This window comes from Gaiella sp. (assembly GCF_035710885.1).
Lineage (GTDB): Bacteria > Actinomycetota > Thermoleophilia > Gaiellales > Gaiellaceae > Gaiella.
The window spans coordinates 33,500-50,842 of record NZ_DASTCS010000020.1 but is presented as its reverse complement, the minus strand read 5'-3'; the positions used below and the strand labels follow the sequence as shown (position 1 = coordinate 50,842).

Here is a 17,343-nt window from a genome sequence, read left to right as displayed (position 1 = left end):
GCGGCGAGGAGGACGTAGCTGTGGAACCAGAGGTCGGCGAGCTCCTCGACGAGCCGCTCGTCGGGCTCGGTGACGGCGGCAAGCGCCGCCTCGACACCTTCCTCCCCGACCTTGCGGGCGACAGCCGCGGGGCCGGCGTCGAGCAGCCCGCCGACGTACGACCCCTCAGGCCGGGTCGCCGCCCGTTCGGCGACGACGCGCCAGAGCCACGGCGCGAAGCACGACTCGGCCCCTGTGTGGCAGGCCGGCCCGCGCGGGTGCACCCGGTAGAGAAGCGCGTCCCCGTCGCAGTCGTCGCGGATCTCCTCGACGGCCATGGTGTTCCCCGACGTCGCGCCCTTGTGCCAGAGCTCCTCGCGCGAGCGGCTCCAGAACCACGCCTCGCCGGTCTCCCGTGTGCGGTTCAGCGCCTCCTCGTTCGCGTAGGCGAGCATCAGGACGCGATCGGTCTCCGCGTGCTGGACGATCACCGGGATCAGCGCCTGATCGCCCATCCCGCCTCCTCCAGCTCAACCTTGAGCTCGGGTAGCCGCTCGGGCCGCTCGTGCACGATGGACGCGATCAGGGCGGCCTCCGCACCGACCTCGAACGCCTCGGCGAGATGGCGCGCCTGTCCGGCGCCGCCCGAGGCGATCACCGGCACCTCGACCGCCGCGACGACCGCGCCGGTCAGCTCCAGGTCGTATCCCTCGCGCGTCCCGTCGGCATCGATCGACGTGAGCAGGATCTCACCGGCCCCGCGCTCGACGGCCTCGCGCGCCCAGTCGACCGCGTCGCGCCCGCGCGGCTCTCGCCCGGCGTGGGTGACGACCTCTCCCCCGCGCGCGTCGATCGCGCAGACGACGGCCTGGGCGCCGAACTCCCCGGCGAGCGCCGTGAGGATCTCCGGATCCTCGAACGCAGCGCGGTTGATCGCGACCTTGTCGGCGCCTGCGAGCAGCAGGTCGCGGGCGTCGCCCACGCTGGTGATCCCACCGCCGGCGGTGAACGGGATCGTGAGCTCCTCCGCCGCCCGGCCGATGACGTCGAGGATCGGCCCGCGGCCCTCGAGCGTGGCCGTGATGTCGAGGAAGACCAGCTCGTCGGCGCCGAGCTCGGAGTAGCGGCGCGCAAGCTCGACCGGCTCCCCCATCTCCCGCAGGTTCCGGAAGTTGACGCCCTTCACAACGCGGCCGTCGGCGACGTCGAGGCACGGGATCACGCGCTTCTTGACCATCGCACGAGGTTCTCGAGGACACGCGCGCCCGCCGGGCCGCTCCGCTCGGGATGGAACTGCGCGCCGGCGAGCGGCCCCGCTTCGACCGCCGCCACGATCGGGCCGTCGTGGTCGACGATCGCCGCGACGACGGCGGCGTCCGCCGGCTCGGCCGCGAAGCTGTGGGCGAAGTAGACGTCGGCGCCCTCCACGCCGTCGAGGAGCTCGCTCGGGCGCGTGGCCACCAGCGTGTTCCAGCCCATGTGCGGGACGCGCGGCGCACGCACGCGGCGGACGGGCCCACCGAGCAGGCCCAGCCCCTCACCGCCTTCCTCGCTCTCCCCGAAGAGAAGCTGCATGCCGACGCAGATCCCCGCGACGGGTCGGCCGTCGGCGACCCGCTCGCGGAGGGCGTCGTCGAGGCCGTGCCGGGCCAGGCCGGCGGCGGCGCTCTCGACGTGGCCGACGCCCGCGATCAGCGCCAGCGGGGCCTCCACGACGAGGTCGGGATCGGTCGTGACGATCGGGTGGACGCCCGCGCGGGCGAGCGCGGAGGAGAGCGAGCGGAGGTTCCCGGCCCCGTAGTCGGCGATCGCGACCCTCATGCGACGCTGGTGGTTGGCCGGGAAGCCGGTGTCAGACACCGTGCGCTGTCAAGAGCGAGCTGTGTCGAGGTCGTGCCGGTCGCTCCACAGGCCCCGGAGCAAGCGTCCCTGTTCGTTCGCCCGACGTGGTCACCATTCCCGCTGCCCCGACCAACTCCCGGTGACACCGGCGAGCCCATGGCCCACGCCGACGTGCGCCCTGTGGATCGATTGGAACGAAACCGGCACGCTTTGGGGTTGACAGAGAACGGTGTCTGACACCGTTCGGCCGCGCGCCCGCTCATGCCATGCCTTTTGTCGAGCGGATGCCGGCGGCCCCGGCAGCGACGGCCTGGCGCAGCGCCTGGCCGAGGGCTTTGTACGCCGCTTCCGCGACATGGTGGTCGTCCACTCCTGCGGACTCCACATGCACGGTGCAGCCGGCCTCGATCGCGAAGCGCTCGAGCGCGTGGCACACGAGCGACACCGCGAGCTCTCCCACCCGCTCGCCCCCGAACGCGAGGTCGATCTCCGCGTGGGCACGTCGGACGAGGTCGACGGCTGCGGTCGCGCGCGCCTCGTCCATCGGAACGACGGCCGACCCGTAGCGGGCAACGCCCTCCCGCGAGCCCAGCGCCTGGGACACCGCAGCTCCGAGACCGGCGTGGACGTCCTCGACCGTGTGGTGGTGGTCGACCGTGAGGTCGCCACCCGCCAGGAGGTCGAGGTCGAACCCGGCATGGAACGCGCAGAGGGTCAGCAGATGATCGAGGAAACCGATCCCCGTCTCGACGCGCGTACGGCCGGCGCCGTCCAGCGACAGAGTGAGGCGTATCGAGGTCTCGGTGGTCGTCCGCACGACCGTCGCCTCCCGACCAGGAGCGAGACCCGGCTCCGCCCCGAGTGCGCGCAGGAGCACGTCGTTCTCGGACGGTCGTCGGACGGTGATCCTGATCGCCCCCGGAAACGAGCGCACGACGATCCCCTGCGCCTCGAGGCGCTCGGCGAGCGGCTCGTCCGTCGGGACGTAGACGAAGTTCGTCGCCGTGGGCTCGCAGGTGTACCCGGCGGCTACGAGCTCGCCGCGGAGTCGCTCGCGTTCGACGATCGTCGCCTCGACGTCGCTGAGGCGAGGATCGCGGAGCGCGGCGGCGGCGATCACGGCCGCCGGACCCGCGATCGGAGCCGGCGCGCGGCGCTCCGTGAGGAGCCCGGCCGTCGCCGGGTGGGCGAGCGCATACCCGACGCGGAGAGCAGCAAAGCCGAACGCCTTCGACATCGTCCGCAGGACGACGAGGTTCTCCAGCTCGTCCACCCAGGGCGCGCACGAGCGGGCCCCGTATTCGACGTAGGCCTCGTCCACAACGACGATCGCGTCCACCCGGCTCCGCGCGAGCTCGACGATCTCCTCCGGCTCGACCCAGGTGCCGGTCGGGTTGTTCGGGTTGCAGACCCAGTGCAGATCGGCGTCGTCGAGCCGACCGACGACCTCCGCGCCGTGGAGCGTGGTGGCTATCCGGTAGAGCGCGTAGGTCGGCGGCTCGATCGCCGCGCGGGCCCCGGAACCGAGGAACGTCTGGGCCGCCAGCAGGATCAGGTCGTCCGCCCCCGCTCCCACGACGACATTCTCCGCAGAGAGCCCGACGTAGGAGGCCGCCGCCTCCCGCAGCTCACGATACGTCCCGTCGGGATACGCCTCGAGCCGTCCCATGCTCTGGGCGAGGGGCACCTGAGGCACGCCCGGGAGCGGCGGCGTGTTCTGGTCGAACTTGAGCACGGCCTCGCGCGGCACGCCGTGTCGCGCCGCGACCTCGTCCACACCCGGCGCCCACACGTACGGCGCGAAACCGGTCCCGACGGGCTGCGCCTTCACGCGCGCGGCGTTCACGCCCTCACCGCCGCGGCGTGCAGCGGGAGGCCCTCGACCCTCGCGAGAGGCGCGACGACCTCGGCGGCCAGGCGCGATCCGTCCTCGGTGGCGGTCACGACCTGGAGCGGCTTGAGAAACGCCTCGATGCCCAGGCCGCCCGTTGAGCGGGCGAGGCCGCCGGTCGGGAGCACATGCGTGGCCCCGGCTGCATAGTCGCCGACCACCGACGAGCAGCCGACGAACACCGAGCCGGCGTTCCGGATCCGCGGAAGCAAGGCAGCGGGGTCGGCGACGTGCAGCTCCAGGTGCTCGGGCGCGTACGCCTCCGACCGGGCCAGCGCCTCGTCGAGCGATGCCACACGCTCGACGCGGACGTTCGCGTGGGTCGAGACGAGCTCCGCGACGGCGCCCGCCAGCGCGGCGTCGTCGGTGAGGAGCAGCGCGTCGCTGTCATCGCCGTGCTCCGCCTGGGCGAGCAAATCGGCGGCCACCCGGCTCGGCTCGGCGCTCGAGTCCGCAATCACCACGACCTCGCTCGGCCCGGCAGGGAGATCGATTCTGACGCGGCTCGACACGAGCAGCTTGGCCGCCGTGACGTAATGGTTGCCCGGGCCGACGATCGCGTCGACGGGAGCGATGGAGTCGGTCCCGTAGGCGAGGGCGGCGACGGCCTGCGCACCCCCGACTGCATGGATCTCCTCGATCCCGAGCTCTCGCGCCGCGACGAGGGTGGCCTCCGCAGGGCTGGGCGTCACCACCACGATGCGGCGGACTCCCGCGACCCGTGCCGGCACGGCGGTCATCACGAGCGAGGAAGGAAGCGGTGTGCGCCCACTCGGCACACAGAGGCCAACCGCGTCGAGCGGCAGCCAGCGGCGCTCGGAGACGATGCCAGGCGCCGCTTCGACAGAAGTGTCGGCCGGTCGCTGCGCTTCGCTGAAGAGGCGGACCGCGTCGATCATCCGGCGCAGCGCGGCGAGAACGTCCTCGTCCACCTCGGCTGCGTCGATCTGTGCCCGCGGCACGCGGGGGCCGGTGGGCCGGGGCCCGTCGTAGCGCTCGGTCCATTCGAGCAGGGCGGCATCCCCGCGCCGACGCACGTCGGACACGATCGGCGCGACCGCGTCGAGAGCCTCGTCGAGCGATCTCCTCACGGGACGAGCCTTTCGATCGGCAGCACCAGGATCGAGGTCGCCCCCGCCTCGCGCAGGACGGGTAGGAGGGTCCAGACCTCGTCCGCGTCGACGGCCGCATGAACCGCGATCTCCCCTTCCTCGGCGAGCTGGAGCACGGACGGCGCACCCATCCCGGGAAGCACGTCGCGAATCGCCGGGAGGTCGTCGACGTGCGCGTTCATCATCAGGTAGCGCCGCCGGCGGGCGGCGACGACGCCCGAGAGCATCAGCTCGAGCCGGTCGACGAGGTCGCGCTGCGCCTCGATCGCGGCACGACCACCGACGAGCACGGCCTGCGAGGACAGCAGCTTGCCGACCGGGCGTAGCCCGTTGGCGCTCATCGTCGATCCGGTCGAGACGAGATCGACGATCGCGTCCGCCAGCCCGAGCCGGGGTGTCGCCTCGACGGATCCCGACACGGGGACGAGCTCGCACACGACGCCGGCCTCCTCGAGCAGCCGCTTGGTCGAGACCGGATAGGCAGTCGCGACGCGCAGCCCGACGAGGTCTGCGACCTCGCGCTGCGGCGCGTCGACCGGTACCGCCGCCTCGAGCGAGCAGCGCGCGAAGCCCAGCTCGGCGAGCGTCACGACGTCGGCGTCAGCCTCCACGACGAGGTTCGCGCCGGTGATCCCGAGATCGACGACCCCGTCCTGGGCGTACTCGGGGATGTCACTCGGCCGTACGAGAAGCAGGTCGACCGGCGCGTTCACGCACGGAACGACGAGCGAGCGCTCGGTCACCTCGAACGAGAGCCCCGCGTCGGCGCACAGGCGCATTGCGGGCTCCGCCATCCGCCCCTTCGCCGGGACTGCGAGCGTCAGCCGTCCGTTCTCGCCGGCACGCGTGAAGGGCACCGTCATCGGCGCCTCTGCGCGCGGCGACGCGTTCGCTCGAGCGCGATGCGGTAGCCGCCCGTCCCGTGGCGCAGCCACTGAGCGACGCGCGTGACCGTCGCGGTCGACGTCGGCACCCGCTGCGCGATCTCGACGTACGGAACGCCCTGCTCGAGCAGGAGCACCGTCTGCCAGCGATGCGCGAGCGCCTCGAGCTCCGGGAGCGTGCAGAGATCGCGCAGGAAGCGTGTGACCTCATCCTTTGTCCGCAAGGTCGTGACGGCGTCCGCCAGCGCAACGAGGCCCGGGACTTCCTCGATGTCCTGTACGCGAATCGTCGGCACGTCGGATCGTGTGCGGCGCATACTTTCATGTTATCATGCTAACGTGTTAGCACGCAAGCAGATGGAGGTCGTCCCCGCCGTCGACGTCCTCGAGGGTCGTGTCGTTCGGCTCTTCGAAGGCAGGCGCGACGCGGTCACGCTGGAAGGGGGCGACCCGCTCGAGCTCGCGAGGCGCTTCGCGGGCGACGGTGCGACGAGACTCCATCTCGTCGACCTCGACGGTGCGTTTTCCGGGCGTCCGTCGCTCGACCTCGTGACGGCGGTCGCCGACGCGAGCGCACTTCCGCTCCAGGTGGGTGGCGGCTACCGCACCCTCGAGGCGCTCGAAGCGGCGCTGGCTGCGGGTGCGGATCGCGTGATGGTGGGCACGGCGGCGCTGTCCCCGGCGTTCGTCGCGTCGGCGACGTCGAGTGTCGGCCCGGCACTCGTCGTGGCCGTCGACGTCCAGGAGGGCAAGGTCGCGGTCGAGGGCTGGACGCGCTCGTCGGAGCTCACCGCGGTCGAGCTCGCGAGTCGCTGTGCGGAGGCCGGAGTGGCCCGGCTGCTCGTGACTGCGACGTCGCGCGACGGGTCGCTGGCGGGGCCGGATCTCGACCTGCTCGCCCAGGTGCTGGCCGTGGGCCTCCCGGTCATGGCGGCGGGCGGGATCGCGTCGACGGCAGACCTGGTCGCGTTGCAGGAGCTGGGCTGTGAGGCTGCGATCACCGGCAGCGCGCTCCTCGCCGGTCGGTTCACGCTGCCAGGCGCGCGTTCGGCGCTCGTCTCGGGCTAGGCGCCACCGGCGATCGGCGGATCGGCGGCGAGGATCTTCTCGGGGCCTCGGACGAGCTCCGCCCGCTCCGCGTCGGAGAGCCACGCGCCGGCATGCAGCGGCTCGTACTGGAGCGGCGGCATCGACCCGTCCCGGACCGCCTCGACGATGTCGCCCGCCTCTCACTGCGGCCTGTCCCACTCCGAGAAGTCGACGTGCTCTCTGCCCCCTTCGACGACGCCGTACACGAGCCAGGAGACGGGCGCCACGTTCGTGTACCACGTCCAGTCCGTCAGGTTCGAGTGGCAGTCGACCACGCGCGCCTGCGGCGAGCTCGCGAGTGCGCGGCGAGCCCAGCGCACTTCTCGCCTAACGGGCGGATTCGTGTGATCGCGTCCGTAGGGCACGGCCTGGGCGACGACGAACAGCGACACGATCAGGACAACAGCGCCGATCAGCCGCTTCCGCACGTGCCGTGGCTCGACGTCGTCGGCGGTCCCGGCATCCGGAGTTCGACCGATCACGCGCGTGGTGAACTCCCGAGCCCTCGGGAGTCGGCCCCCGGACGAAACGACGCCGAATCAGCGCTCGTTGGCGCAGGCGCGGTCGTCCGTCCCGACGAGCCTGTCGAAGAGCGCGTCGTAGACGTCGTCTTGCGACCGGTCGTATTGGCCGAGGGGCGGACCCTCCCACGACACGTCGGGCGTCACGCCCGGCCCCATGACCGTCACCCGGTGCAGGTCGCCGACCGCAGGCCCCCGAGCAGCAGTGTCCGGGTAGCCGGGCGGCGGCGCCTGAGGGACGAAGCTGTAACAGAAGGCGCCGTTGCGGAGATGCAGCACCTTGCCCGCGTCGTGCTTCCAGCCGGGCCCGTAGACCGAGTTGCGCGTGTCGATGTAGACGTAGCGTCCGTACGTGTCGCGCTTGCTGGCGGTCGGCGTCCGCGTTCCGAAGACCGGCGCCCCCGAGTAGGTCAGCCGCCCGAAGAGCCCCTGCCACAGGCCACCGTAGGTCCAGTTCGGCGACACCTCGAGCAACGCCACTGGCCCTGACCAGTGCGACAGATGGAACTCCATCACCGCCTGACCCGCCCTCCAGGGGTCGAAGCCGCGCATCGGCAGCAGCCGCTGCCACGCCTGGACCGCCCAGTGCGTGCCGTCGGGCGCCGTGCACGCCACGACGAGGAACGGCAGCGGCGGTCCGGTGTACGGGCCACACCGATTCGGGAATGTGGCCCAGACGGCTTTCCCGCGCGACTTCCAGCCGCCGCTGTAGTCACGCCGAAAGGACGTCTGCGGGGTCGGCGATCCCGGCCCGAGCGCGTTGATCGCCCCCCACACGAGCAGGTGTCGACGCTTGCCCTTCGCGGTGTACGAGATGAGAGCGGTGGCGCCGTTGACCCGGAGCGTCACGTCAGTGGCATCGACGGCGAAGATCTCCGAGGCCGCAGCCGGCGATACGAGGATCAGCGCGGCCGCGACTACCACGAGCAGTCTCAAGTCGGCAAGAAGCGTAGCGCCCCTCGCAGACCTCTCGGCCGGCGCGAGCCGTGCGGATCTCGGCGCGAAGTCGGCACACACCCGTGACGAGATCACCGCTAGCGTGATACCAGGGACACCGGGGTGCCCCTGGGGGTGGTTGGGGCCGTTCACACCCGAAGCAGTCGGCCGCGTAGCCTTTCGTGATGGGCATTCGCTTCTGCGACGACCGGGGCGCGCGCGGGTTCTCGTGGATCGTCGACGAGCCCGCAACCCGCACCTCACACGCGCTTGCCGCCGACGGGCGCGTGTGGGTCGTCGACCCTGTCCGCCACGAGCCGGCGCTCGAGCGGGTGCGCGGGCTCGGCCAGCCGGCCGGCGTCATCCAGCTCCTCGACCGACACAACCGCGACTGCGCCGCCGTCGCGGCGGAGCTCGAGGTGCCACATCTCCTCGTCCCGGGCACGGTCCCGGGCAGCCCGTTCGAGACGATCCCGGTCCGGCACACGAGACGCTGGCACGAGGTCGCGCTCTGGTGGCGCGCCGAGCGGACGCTCGTGGTCGCGGAGGCGGTCGGCACGAACCGGTTCTTCCGGAGCGGGGACGATCCGGTGGGCGTGCACCTCCTGCTTCGGCTGAGCCCGCCGCGACAGGCGCTGGCTTCCCATGAGCCCGAGCACCTGCTCGTCGGCCACGGCGAAGGGCTTCACGGCCCGTCTGCGGCGACGGCGCTTCGCCACGCGCTCGACGACGCACGTCGCGGGCTGCCGTCGGTCGCGCTCCGGCTCCCCGCCCTCGGGGTCGACGCGGTGCGCCGACGGACCGGCCGCTGACGCGACCCACCCTCGCCGGCGCGGCAGCGCCGTGCCCCTGATCGGCCTCAGCCGGTGAGCGCGGCCGGCCGGAGCAACCGGGCGGGACGCCGCAGCCCTGCCTCCCGCACCGGAGGGTTGAGCGGCTCCGCGAGCGGCGCGGCGCCGAACGAGCGGCGGACCTGCTCCTCCGGCGGCGCGCCGTAGGTGGTCGTGCGCTGGCGCGGCACGCGCCCGGCGGAGCGGATCAGCTCCTCCATCTGCTCCGGCGGCAGCTCCTGCCCCCACTCCGACCCGGCCGCACGTGAGATCGACTCGTTCATCAGAGTCCCACCGAGGTCGTTGACGCCCGCGGCGAGGGCCTGGCGCACGCCGTCCGGCCCGAGCTTCACCCAGCTCGCCTGGACGTTCGTGATCAGAGGATGGAGTGCGAGCCGCGCAACGGCGTGCAGGAGCAGCGCCTCGCCGAAGGTCGGCCCACGCCGCGCGCGTCCCTGCAGGTAGATCGGCGCCTCCATCGGCACGAACGGCAGCGGCACCAGCTCGGTGAAGCCGCCGGTGCGCGCCTGCTGCTCGCGCGCCCGCAGCAGGTGCCGGGCCCAGTGCACCGGCCGCTCGACGTGGCCGAACATGAGCGTCACGTTGGAGTGGAGCCCGACGCTGTGCGCAGTCCCGTGCACCTCGAGCCACTGGGCGGTCGTGACCTTGTCCGGGCAGATGACCGCGCGCACCTCGTCGTCGAGGATCTCCGCCGCCGTCCCCGGGAGCGACCCGAGCCCGAGGTCGCGGAGCCGCGCAAGGTAGGTCTCGAGGTCGAGACCGAGCGTCGCCGCGCCCTGCCACACCTCGAGCGCGGAGAAGGCGTGGACGTGCATCCGCGGCACGGCCTCCCGGATCGCCGACACGACACCGGCGTAGTAGTCGCCCGTGAACGCCGGGTGGATGCCGCCCTGCAGGCAGACCTCCGTCGCGCCGCGCTCCCACGCCTCCTCCACGCGCCGGACGATCTCCCCCTCGGAGACGAGGTACGCAGGCCCACGGAGGTTCGCGGCGAGCTTGCCCTTCGAGAAGGCGCAGAACCCGCAGCGGAAGTAGCAGACGTTCGTGTACTGGATGTTCCGCGTCACCACGTACGTGACCGCGTCGCCACAGGTCTCGCGCCGGAGCCGGTCTGCCGACGCGAAGACGCGCTCGCGCTCCACTCCCCGGGCCGAGAAGAGCCGCACGAGCTCGGTCTCGCCGAGCTCGTCGCCCACGAGCCCGACGGGTGCGGGGTCGCGCGCGACGATGAACGGGACCTCGACGGGCGCGCCCGGGGCCCAGCAATCCTCCCGGGCGAGCCCCTGCGCGTCGGACGCCCGCCGGATGGCGGGCGCCACCGCGGGGTCGGCCCAGCGGTCGAGGTCGGCGACGTGCTCGGGGTAGAGGGGCAACCGCGGTGCGAGCTCGAGCCCGCGCGAGCGGCACGCCTCCCGGAGCCGCTCGACCTGTGGCCACGGTGCCTCCGGGTTGACATGGTCGACGGTCACGGGCGAGACGCCGCCCCAGTCGTCGATCCCCGCGTCGAGCAGCTGCGGGAAGTCGTCGTAGGCGAGGTTCGGCGGAGCCTGCACGTGGACGTCGGGCCCGAGGACGATCCGCGCGGCGGCGATCGACCACAGGTGCTCCTCCGTCGGGGCGTCGGGATGGCCGGCCATGCGCGTCCCGGGCTTGGCGCGGAAGTTCTGGACGATCACCTCGCGCAGGTTCCCGTGCTCGCGGGCGAGTGCCCGGAGGACGAGCAGCGCGTCGATCCGCTCCTCGCGCGTCTCGCCGATCCCGACCAGGATCCCGCTCGTGAACGGGATCGCGAGCTCGCCTGCGAGGCGCATCGTCTCGAGCCGCCGCGCCGGCACCTTGTCGGGCGATGCCCAGTGCGGGCCGCCCCGGGTGGCCAGCCGCTCCGCGGTCGTCTCGAGCATGATCCCCATCGAGGCCGCGACCGGTCGCAGGGCGACGAGCTCGTCGCGCGTCATCACCCCGGGGTTCAGGTGCGGCAGCAGGCCGGTCTCCTCGAGCACGCGCCTCGCGCACCGTGCGAGGTACTCGAGCGTCGTCGCGCAGCCGTGCGCCGCGAGCTCCTCCCGGGCGACCCGGTAGCGGGCCTCGGGACGGTCGCCGAGCGTGAACAGCGCCTCCGTACAGCCTGCCTCCACCCCCGCACGCGCGATTGCCAGCACCTCCTCCTCGGAGAGGTACGCCCGCTCGCCGCGACGTGGTGGCCGGGCGAACGTGCAGTAGCCGCAGACGTCGCGACACAGGGTCGTCAGCGGGACGAAGACCTTTGGCGAGTACGTCACGAGCGTGCCCGTGCCGAGCCCCCGCAGGCGCCGGGCCTCGGCCATCAGGTCGTCCAGCGGGACGGTGAGGAGCTCTGAGGAGAGGTCTGCCATCGGCGTGAGTTGTGTCGCCGGGCGGTCTCCTCGCGCCGGAGTGAAGAGCATACGCAAAGCCCTCGATGCAGAATCGCCGGGTGGCGGCACTCGGCGAGATCCTCGAGCTTCTCCACGACGCCGCCGAGCGAGCGCGCCCGGCACGGCTGACGGTGGTCGAGTGGCGTCATGGGCCGCGAAGCAGCGCGGCGTTCGAGCGCTACATGGCGGCTCGCCAGGGCAGCGCTGCGATGCAGGTCGCGTCGTCCCGCGGAGAGCCCGCCCCGGACGAGACGAGCTGGACGACGACGCTCGTGCTCGAGAGCGCCACGCGCTTTCGCGAGGAGGCAGCGGGCGTGCAGGCGGGGAGGCGCTCCCTGGTTCGCGACGGCGAGCGCTGGGCCTCGTGGGACTCGGACTGGGGTGCCGTGACGAGCGAGAGCGAGCAGAGCACCGCCTCGCCCTCGTCGACCTACGCGTTCCTCCTCGACCCCGTCGGCGTCCTCGGCTCCTTTCTGCTCGAGCCCTTCGGGCAGGCCGAGGTCGCGGGCAGGGACGCGTGGCGCGTGCGGGCGAGGGCACGCCCGGAGCCCGAAGGGTCGGGCTCGGTGGTCTTTCGGCTCGGCCCCGGCGCCGACCGCGTCGAACTGGCGATCGACGCCGAGCGCGGAGCGCTGCTGCGGACCGAGGCGTTCCTCGGGGGCGAGCCGTTTCACCGGCTCGAGGTGACAGAGATCACCTACGGCCAGCGCCCCTCGGAGGACTTCGACCTCACGCTGCCGGAAGGGGTGGTCGCGTCGCGCGGATGGGCCCGGCCCGAGAGGCTTCCGCTCCACGAGCTCGCGGGGGCCGCACCGTTCGCGGTCTTCGTGCCCGAGCGCGTGCCCGACGGCTGGCGGCTCTTCGAGCGCCTGTTCACAGCGGGGCGGGAGCGACCGCCCGTCGAGCCGGAGGTCTTCCTCGGCTACACGAGCCGCGAGGGAGCGTACGAGGTGGGTGTCCGCCAGCGCTCCTCGAGCTCGACACGGGCCGAGTGGCTCGACTGGCAGCCCGGCGACGACGGGCTGGAGGTCGCCGACGCCGGCGAGAACGTCGAGCCGCGCCACCACGTGCGCGTCGTGCGTGGCGGCACGCTCGTCGAGCTCTCCGGCGCTGACCGGACGCTCCTCACCGAGCTGGCACGCTCGCTCGTCCCGGCGCCCGCGGAGGCGCCGCGCCTCCAGTAGGCGAGGAGAACGAAAGCCGCGGTGCTACGACGCGCCGCGGTACCCCCACAGCCCGCCGAAGCTCTTCCAGGCGCCCTTGTGCCAGCGCTGCAGCAGCATCTGCTCGATCGGGAAGTGGTCGCCGGGCCCCGTCTTGAGCGCGATGCCGGGCAGCAGGAACGGGTTCCCCGAGAGGTTCATCCGCTCCGTCACCTCGACGAGCCCTTCCCGCGTCAGGTTCTTGCCGACCTTGCGGATCGCCTCGACGGCCGTCCACGCTGCGGACATGCCGTACACGTGGTAGACGTCGTTGACGTTCGCCCCCGGCGCGTAGCGCTTCATCACGCTGCGGTACAGCTTGATCGCCGCGTCGTTCTTCCAGCGCGGGTCGGTGGGGTCCTTGAGGAAGACGATCGAGACCGCTCCCTCCACGGCCTTGTTCGTGCCACCCTCGGAGGCGAGCTGCATGATGTTCGAGGCGGACGAGACCGCGTTGGCGAGCGACAGCTTCGGCTTCCAGCCCAGCTTGCTCGCGTACACGTAGGCCTGGATCGCGAACTTGGGTGTCGCGAACACCGCGAACGTGTTCGCGCCCGACCCGCGGAGCTTCACGACCTGCGTCTGGACGTCGCTCGCCGTCACCTCGTAGGGCTGTGCGGCAACGATTTTCACGCGCGAGCGCTGGATCCCCTTCTTCAGGCCGTTGAGGAGATCCTTGCCGTAGTCGTCGTTCTGGAACAGCACCGCCACCTTCGCGGCGCCCTGGGTGCGCGCCAGGTACTTGCCGAGCACCCAGCCCTCCGCCTGGTAGCTGGGCTGGAAGCCGATCGTGTACGGGTACTTGCCGGCCTCGGTGCCGAAGACGGTCGCGCCGGAGGCGGCGAACAGCTGCGGCACCTTCTGCGAGTTCAGGTACTCCCGGACGGCGAGGTTGTGCTCGGTGCCCAGCGCGTTGAAGATCGCGAAGACACCCTCCTGCTCCACGAGCTTGCGCGTCGCCTGGACCGTCTGCGCCGGGTTGTAGGCGTCGTCGACGATCTCGTACCCGATCTTCCGGCCGTTCACGCCACCCCGCGCGTTGACGTGCTCGAAGTACGCGTTCGCGCCGCGCGCAACCGAGGCGTACGCCGACGCGGTCCCCGAGAGCGGCGACGTCGCGCCGAGCAGGATCGACGTCGGCGTCACGCCCGGATCGGCCCCCGTGCGACTCGTGCCTGCGAACGCGGCCGTCACGCCGACGGCGAGTGTCAGTGCGAGCGCCGCGAGCGCGAACGCGAGCTTCCTGGTCATCGAAGAGGTGCTCCTTGGGGTCGGGATCGTCTCGGGACTGCGCGTGCCGCCCGATGGTAGCCGCGTGTTGTCAGCGCTTTGTGAGCGCTCGGAGACGAGCGACCAGCCCGGCGACGCCCATCGGCAGGACGAACATCAGCGCGATCAGGAGCACGCCCGAGACGACGGACGGAGCGCCCGGGGACTGCGACACGCGCTGCGACCAGTCCGGCAGGAACTGGATGAAGACCGCCCCGGCGATCAGGCCGACGAGCGAGCCGAGACCGCCGACGACGACGCCGACCAGGAGCAGGATCGAGAGCGCGATCGGGAAGGTGTCCGGGTTGACGAACGTCGTCGCGATCGCGAACAACGAGCCGGCGACGCCGGCGTAGGCGGCGCTCAGGCCGAAGGCGAGCGTCTTGTACCTGGGCAGGCTGACCCCGGAGGACTGCGCAGCGGTCTCGCTGTCGCGCACGGAGCGGAGAGCCAGCCCCGTCCGTCCGCGCAGCAGGAGCCACGCGAGGACGTAGCCGACGAGCGCCACGGTCCACGAGAGGTAGTACAGCCAGTCGTTGAACACGAGCTCCTTGCCGAGGACGGTGACGGGCGTGATCGACGCCGTCAGCTCCGGCGTCCCGAACAGGTTGATGCCGCTGCCCCCGCCGGTGAAGCCCTCGAACCGCTTGATGATCCCCGGTGTGGACACCGCGATCGCGAAGGTCGCGAGCGCGAGGTACAGACCCGACAGCCGGAGCGCCGGGATGCCGAAGAGGAAGCCGACGACGCCGGTGAGGACCGCGGCGATCGGGATCGTCCAGACGTCCTTCACGCCGTGGTCGGTCATCAGGATCGCCGTCGTGTACCCCCCGACCGCCATGAACGCGCCGTGGCCCAGCGAGATCTGGCCCGTGTAGCCCGTGAGGATGTTGAGGCCGATCAGCGCGACGAGGTAGATGCCGACGTAGGCCAGTTGCTGGGCGCGGAACGAGGAGACGAACGACGGCAGGACGGCCACGACGACGACGAGCACGACGAACGCGGCGGCAGCGGGGACCCAGCGGGGCAGCCTCATACCCGCTTCACCTCGCTTCGACCGAAGATCCCGGACGGCTTGACGAGGAGCACGACGAGGATCACGAGGAGCGCGACGGGGAGCCTGAGGTCGGCCCCCACGAAGTCGACGTACGTCCCGATCAGGTTGAGCCCGACGCCGAGGATCAGGCCGCCCACGATCGCGCCGACCGGCGAGTCGATCCCGCCCAGCACTGCCGCCGCGAACGCGTAGATGAGCAGCGCGGCCATGAGGTTCGGGTCCAGGAAGATGCTCGGCGCGGCGAGCATCCCCGCGACGGCGCCGAGCACCGCGGCGAGCCCCCAGCCGAGGGACAGCATCCAGGTCACGCGGACGCCGACGAGGCGGGCCTCGGCCGGGTTGACGGCGGCGGCACGCATCGCCAGGCCGATCTTCGTGTACTGGAACATCAGCCAGAGAACGACGACCGTTCCGAGCACGACGGCGATGGTGCCGATGTCCTGGAGCGAGACGACCACGCCCCCGAGCTCGATCGTCCCTGACGGGAACGGGCTCTGCACCGCCCGCACCTCGCCCGACCAGATCAGGATGACGAGCCCGTTGATCGCGAGCAGCAGCCCGATCGTGACGATCACGACCCGGAGCACCGAGCCCTTCTCGTTCGGGCGGATGATGCCCTGGTGGATCGCGGCCCCGCCCACGAAGGAGGCGCCGAGCGTGAAGGCGAAGGCGGGCCAGTATGCCCACCCGTGGTTCGTCGTCAGCGTCCAGGCAATGTAGGTCGAGAGCGTCGCCATCTCGCCCTGGGCGAAGTTGATCACCCCGGTCGCGCGGTGGATCAGCACGAGGGCGAGCGCGAGCGACGCGTAGATCGACCCGGAGGCGAGGCCCGCGACCACCTGCTGCATGAAGTCGGCCATCAGTAGCCCAGGTAGCTCCGCCGCACGGACTCGTTCTCCGTGAGCTCGAGGCTGGGCCCGGAGACCGCGACGCGGCCGACCTCGAGCACGTACGCGCTCGACGCCGACTGGAGCGCGATCCGCGCGTCCTGCTCGACCACGAGCACGGTGAGGCCCTCCTGCTGGTTCAGCTCGCGCACGATCCGGAAGATCTCGCGCACGACCATCGGAGCGAGGCCGAGCGAGGGCTCGTCGAGCATCAGCAGGCGCGGGCGGGCCATGAGCGCGCGCGCCACGGCCAGCATCTGCTGCTCCCCGCCGGAGAGCGTTCCCGCCGCCTGGTCCGCACGATCCGGGATCCACGGGAACCACTGCGAGACACGCTCGATGTCCGGACCGAGGTTTCGCTCGCGACGGACGTACGCACCGAGACGCAGGTTCTCGGTGACGGTCAGCTCGGTGAACGTGCCGCGCCCCTCCGGGACGTGCGCGATGCCCGCGCGCGCGACCGCCTCCGGCCCACCGCGCAGCGGCTTGCCCGCGAACGTGATCCGGCCCGAGTGGCGGACGGTGCCCGATACCGCGCGGAGCGTGGTCGTCTTCCCGGCCCCGTTCGCGCCGAGGACGGCGACGATCTCCCCCTCCGGCACCTGCAGCGAGATGCCGTGCAGCGCCTGCACCGGGCCGTAGCGCGCTTCCACCCCCTCCAGCTCCAGGAATGCGGTCACACGCGGCCCTCTCCACGCGGCCGGATCATTCCTGCACCCCGAGGTAGGCCTCGATCACCGCGGGATCGGCCTGCACCTGGGCGGGCGGGCCCGACGCGATCTTGCGCCCGAAGCTCAGGACGTTCACGTGATCCGAGACCCGCATCACCAGGCTCATGTGGTGCTCCACGAGCAGGATCGTCAGCGCGCGCTCGTCGCGGAGGCGGAGGATGAAGTCCCCGAGCGCCTCCACCTCCTCGTGGTTGAGCCCGCCGGCCGGCTCGTCGAGCAGCAGCAGCGTCGGCTGCGCCATCAGGGCGCGGGCGATCTCGACCCGCTTCTGGGTCCCGTAGGGGAGCGCCGCCGCCGGCTTGCCCGCCAGTGGCGCGAGGCCGACGACGTCCAGCGCCTCGAGCGCCTCCCGCTCGCCGGCGCTCCGCCCGAGCGAGTGGCCGCCGACGAGGACGTTCTCGAGCACGCTCATCGACCTGAAGAGGTTGATGTTCTGGAAGGTCCGGGCGATCCCGCGTCGTACGATCCCGTGGGCCGGCGTGCGGAGCAGGGACTTTCCGTCGAGCTCCACCTCGCCGGCGTCGGGCGCGTAGAGCCGCGTGATCACGTTGAAGACCGTCGTCTTCCCCGCGCCGTTGGGCCCGATCAGCCCCGAGACGACCCCGCGCGAGACGTCGAACGAGACCCCGTCGAGGGCGACGATACCCCCGAACCGAAGCGTGACATCGCGGACCGAGAGGAGCATCAAGGTGGGTGATC

19 protein-coding genes are annotated in these 17,343 nt (G+C 71.9%); 3 read left to right on the top strand and 16 right to left on the bottom strand.

The genetic code is table 11. From position 1 onward, the window contains the following. From hisIE to VFO26_RS04560, 7 genes are all read right to left on the bottom strand, one after another. Nucleotides 1-494, bottom strand: a 494-nt coding sequence (gene hisIE, locus VFO26_RS04590) for a bifunctional phosphoribosyl-AMP cyclohydrolase/phosphoribosyl-ATP diphosphatase HisIE (RefSeq protein WP_325113711.1), incomplete at its 3' end; no start/stop codon positions are given. Continuing rightward, the gene (gene hisF, locus VFO26_RS04585) at nt 476-1,216 is read right to left on the bottom strand and encodes an imidazole glycerol phosphate synthase subunit HisF (protein ID WP_325113710.1); all 741 of its coding nucleotides are present in this window, start codon (nt 1,214-1,216) and stop codon (nt 476-478) included. The genes hisF and hisIE, both read right to left, overlap by 19 nt. Further along, complete coding sequence (hisH, locus tag VFO26_RS04580) at nt 1,198-1,800, bottom strand: imidazole glycerol phosphate synthase subunit HisH (RefSeq protein ID WP_325113709.1); 603 nt, start codon at nt 1,798-1,800, stop codon at nt 1,198-1,200. Before hisH ends, hisF begins: the two co-directional genes overlap by 19 nt. A 280-nt stretch (nt 1,801-2,080) precedes the next feature. Further along, nucleotides 2,081-3,667, bottom strand: coding sequence for an aminotransferase class I/II-fold pyridoxal phosphate-dependent enzyme (locus VFO26_RS04575; RefSeq protein WP_325113708.1), 1,587 nt, complete (start codon nt 3,665-3,667; stop codon nt 2,081-2,083). Beyond that, nucleotides 3,664-4,803, bottom strand: coding sequence for a histidinol dehydrogenase (gene hisD, locus VFO26_RS04570; protein WP_325113707.1), 1,140 nt, complete (start codon nt 4,801-4,803; stop codon nt 3,664-3,666). The genes VFO26_RS04575 and hisD overlap by 4 nt, the downstream gene beginning before the upstream one ends. Continuing rightward, complete coding sequence (hisG, locus tag VFO26_RS04565) at nt 4,800-5,687, bottom strand: ATP phosphoribosyltransferase (protein ID WP_325113706.1); 888 nt, start codon at nt 5,685-5,687, stop codon at nt 4,800-4,802. Before hisG ends, hisD begins: the two co-directional genes overlap by 4 nt. Continuing rightward, nucleotides 5,684-6,025: a YerC/YecD family TrpR-related protein gene (locus VFO26_RS04560; protein ID WP_325113705.1), complete on the bottom strand. Its 342-nt coding sequence runs from the start codon at nt 6,023-6,025 to the stop codon at nt 5,684-5,686. Before VFO26_RS04560 ends, hisG begins: the two co-directional genes overlap by 4 nt. Before the next feature lie 22 nt (nt 6,026-6,047). Here VFO26_RS04560 and VFO26_RS04555 point away from each other — a divergent pair, with 22 nt between their 5' ends. Then, nucleotides 6,048-6,776, top strand: a complete 729-nt coding sequence (locus VFO26_RS04555; protein ID WP_325113704.1) for a 1-(5-phosphoribosyl)-5-[(5-phosphoribosylamino)methylideneamino] imidazole-4-carboxamide isomerase — start codon at nt 6,048-6,050, stop codon at nt 6,774-6,776. Here VFO26_RS04555 and VFO26_RS04550 read toward each other — a convergent pair. Genes VFO26_RS04550 through VFO26_RS04540 form a run of 3 tightly spaced genes read right to left on the bottom strand, consistent with a single transcriptional unit; the run spans nt 6,773 to nt 8,254 of the window. After that, the gene (locus VFO26_RS04550) at nt 6,773-6,898 is read right to left on the bottom strand and encodes a hypothetical protein (RefSeq protein WP_325113703.1); all 126 of its coding nucleotides are present in this window, start codon (nt 6,896-6,898) and stop codon (nt 6,773-6,775) included. The genes VFO26_RS04555 and VFO26_RS04550 overlap by 4 nt on opposite strands. Nucleotides 6,899-6,937: 39 nt before the next feature. Next, a complete protein-coding gene (locus VFO26_RS04545; protein WP_325113702.1) occupies nt 6,938-7,279 on the bottom strand; it encodes a heme-binding domain-containing protein in 342 nt (113 codons plus the stop codon). 57 nt (nt 7,280-7,336) lie between these two features. Beyond that, nucleotides 7,337-8,254 (bottom strand): hypothetical protein, encoded by a 918-nt coding sequence (locus VFO26_RS04540; protein WP_325113701.1) that lies wholly within the window; start codon nt 8,252-8,254, stop codon nt 7,337-7,339. Between the two features lie 185 nt (nt 8,255-8,439). Between VFO26_RS04540 and VFO26_RS04535 the strand changes: the two genes are divergently transcribed. Beyond that, nucleotides 8,440-9,066 (top strand): hypothetical protein, encoded by a 627-nt coding sequence (locus VFO26_RS04535; RefSeq protein WP_325113700.1) that lies wholly within the window; start codon nt 8,440-8,442, stop codon nt 9,064-9,066. A 47-nt stretch (nt 9,067-9,113) separates the two neighbouring features. On the opposite strand, the gene cofH is transcribed toward VFO26_RS04535, so the two are convergent. Further along, nucleotides 9,114-11,477 carry a 5-amino-6-(D-ribitylamino)uracil--L-tyrosine 4-hydroxyphenyl transferase CofH gene (gene cofH, locus VFO26_RS04530; RefSeq protein ID WP_325113699.1) on the bottom strand — a complete coding sequence of 788 codons (2,364 nt, stop codon included), beginning with the start codon at nt 11,475-11,477 and terminating at the stop codon, nt 9,114-9,116. A gap of 80 nt (nt 11,478-11,557) precedes the next feature. Here cofH and VFO26_RS04525 point away from each other — a divergent pair, with 80 nt between their 5' ends. Then, the gene (locus VFO26_RS04525; protein ID WP_325113698.1) at nt 11,558-12,682 is read left to right on the top strand and encodes a hypothetical protein; all 1,125 of its coding nucleotides are present in this window, start codon (nt 11,558-11,560) and stop codon (nt 12,680-12,682) included. Between the two features lie 24 nt (nt 12,683-12,706). On the opposite strand, the gene VFO26_RS04520 is transcribed toward VFO26_RS04525, so the two are convergent. The 5 genes from VFO26_RS04520 to VFO26_RS04500 all read right to left on the bottom strand — a co-directional run bounded on the left by VFO26_RS04520 (nt 12,707) and on the right by VFO26_RS04500 (nt 17,329). Then, complete coding sequence (locus VFO26_RS04520) at nt 12,707-13,951, bottom strand: ABC transporter substrate-binding protein (protein WP_325113697.1); 1,245 nt, start codon at nt 13,949-13,951, stop codon at nt 12,707-12,709. Nucleotides 13,952-14,021: 70 nt separating this feature from the next. Beyond that, a complete protein-coding gene (locus VFO26_RS04515; protein ID WP_325113696.1) occupies nt 14,022-15,005 on the bottom strand; it encodes a branched-chain amino acid ABC transporter permease in 984 nt (327 codons plus the stop codon). After that, nucleotides 15,002-15,886: a branched-chain amino acid ABC transporter permease gene (locus VFO26_RS04510; RefSeq protein WP_325113695.1), complete on the bottom strand. Its 885-nt coding sequence runs from the start codon at nt 15,884-15,886 to the stop codon at nt 15,002-15,004. Before VFO26_RS04510 ends, VFO26_RS04515 begins: the two co-directional genes overlap by 4 nt. Next, nucleotides 15,886-16,593 (bottom strand): ABC transporter ATP-binding protein, encoded by a 708-nt coding sequence (locus VFO26_RS04505; protein WP_325113694.1) that lies wholly within the window; start codon nt 16,591-16,593, stop codon nt 15,886-15,888. The genes VFO26_RS04510 and VFO26_RS04505 overlap by 1 nt, the downstream gene beginning before the upstream one ends. 25 nt (nt 16,594-16,618) lie before the next feature. Continuing rightward, the gene (locus tag VFO26_RS04500) at nt 16,619-17,329 is read right to left on the bottom strand and encodes an ABC transporter ATP-binding protein (protein WP_325113712.1); all 711 of its coding nucleotides are present in this window, start codon (nt 17,327-17,329) and stop codon (nt 16,619-16,621) included. Nucleotides 17,330-17,343: the final 14 nt, after the last annotated feature.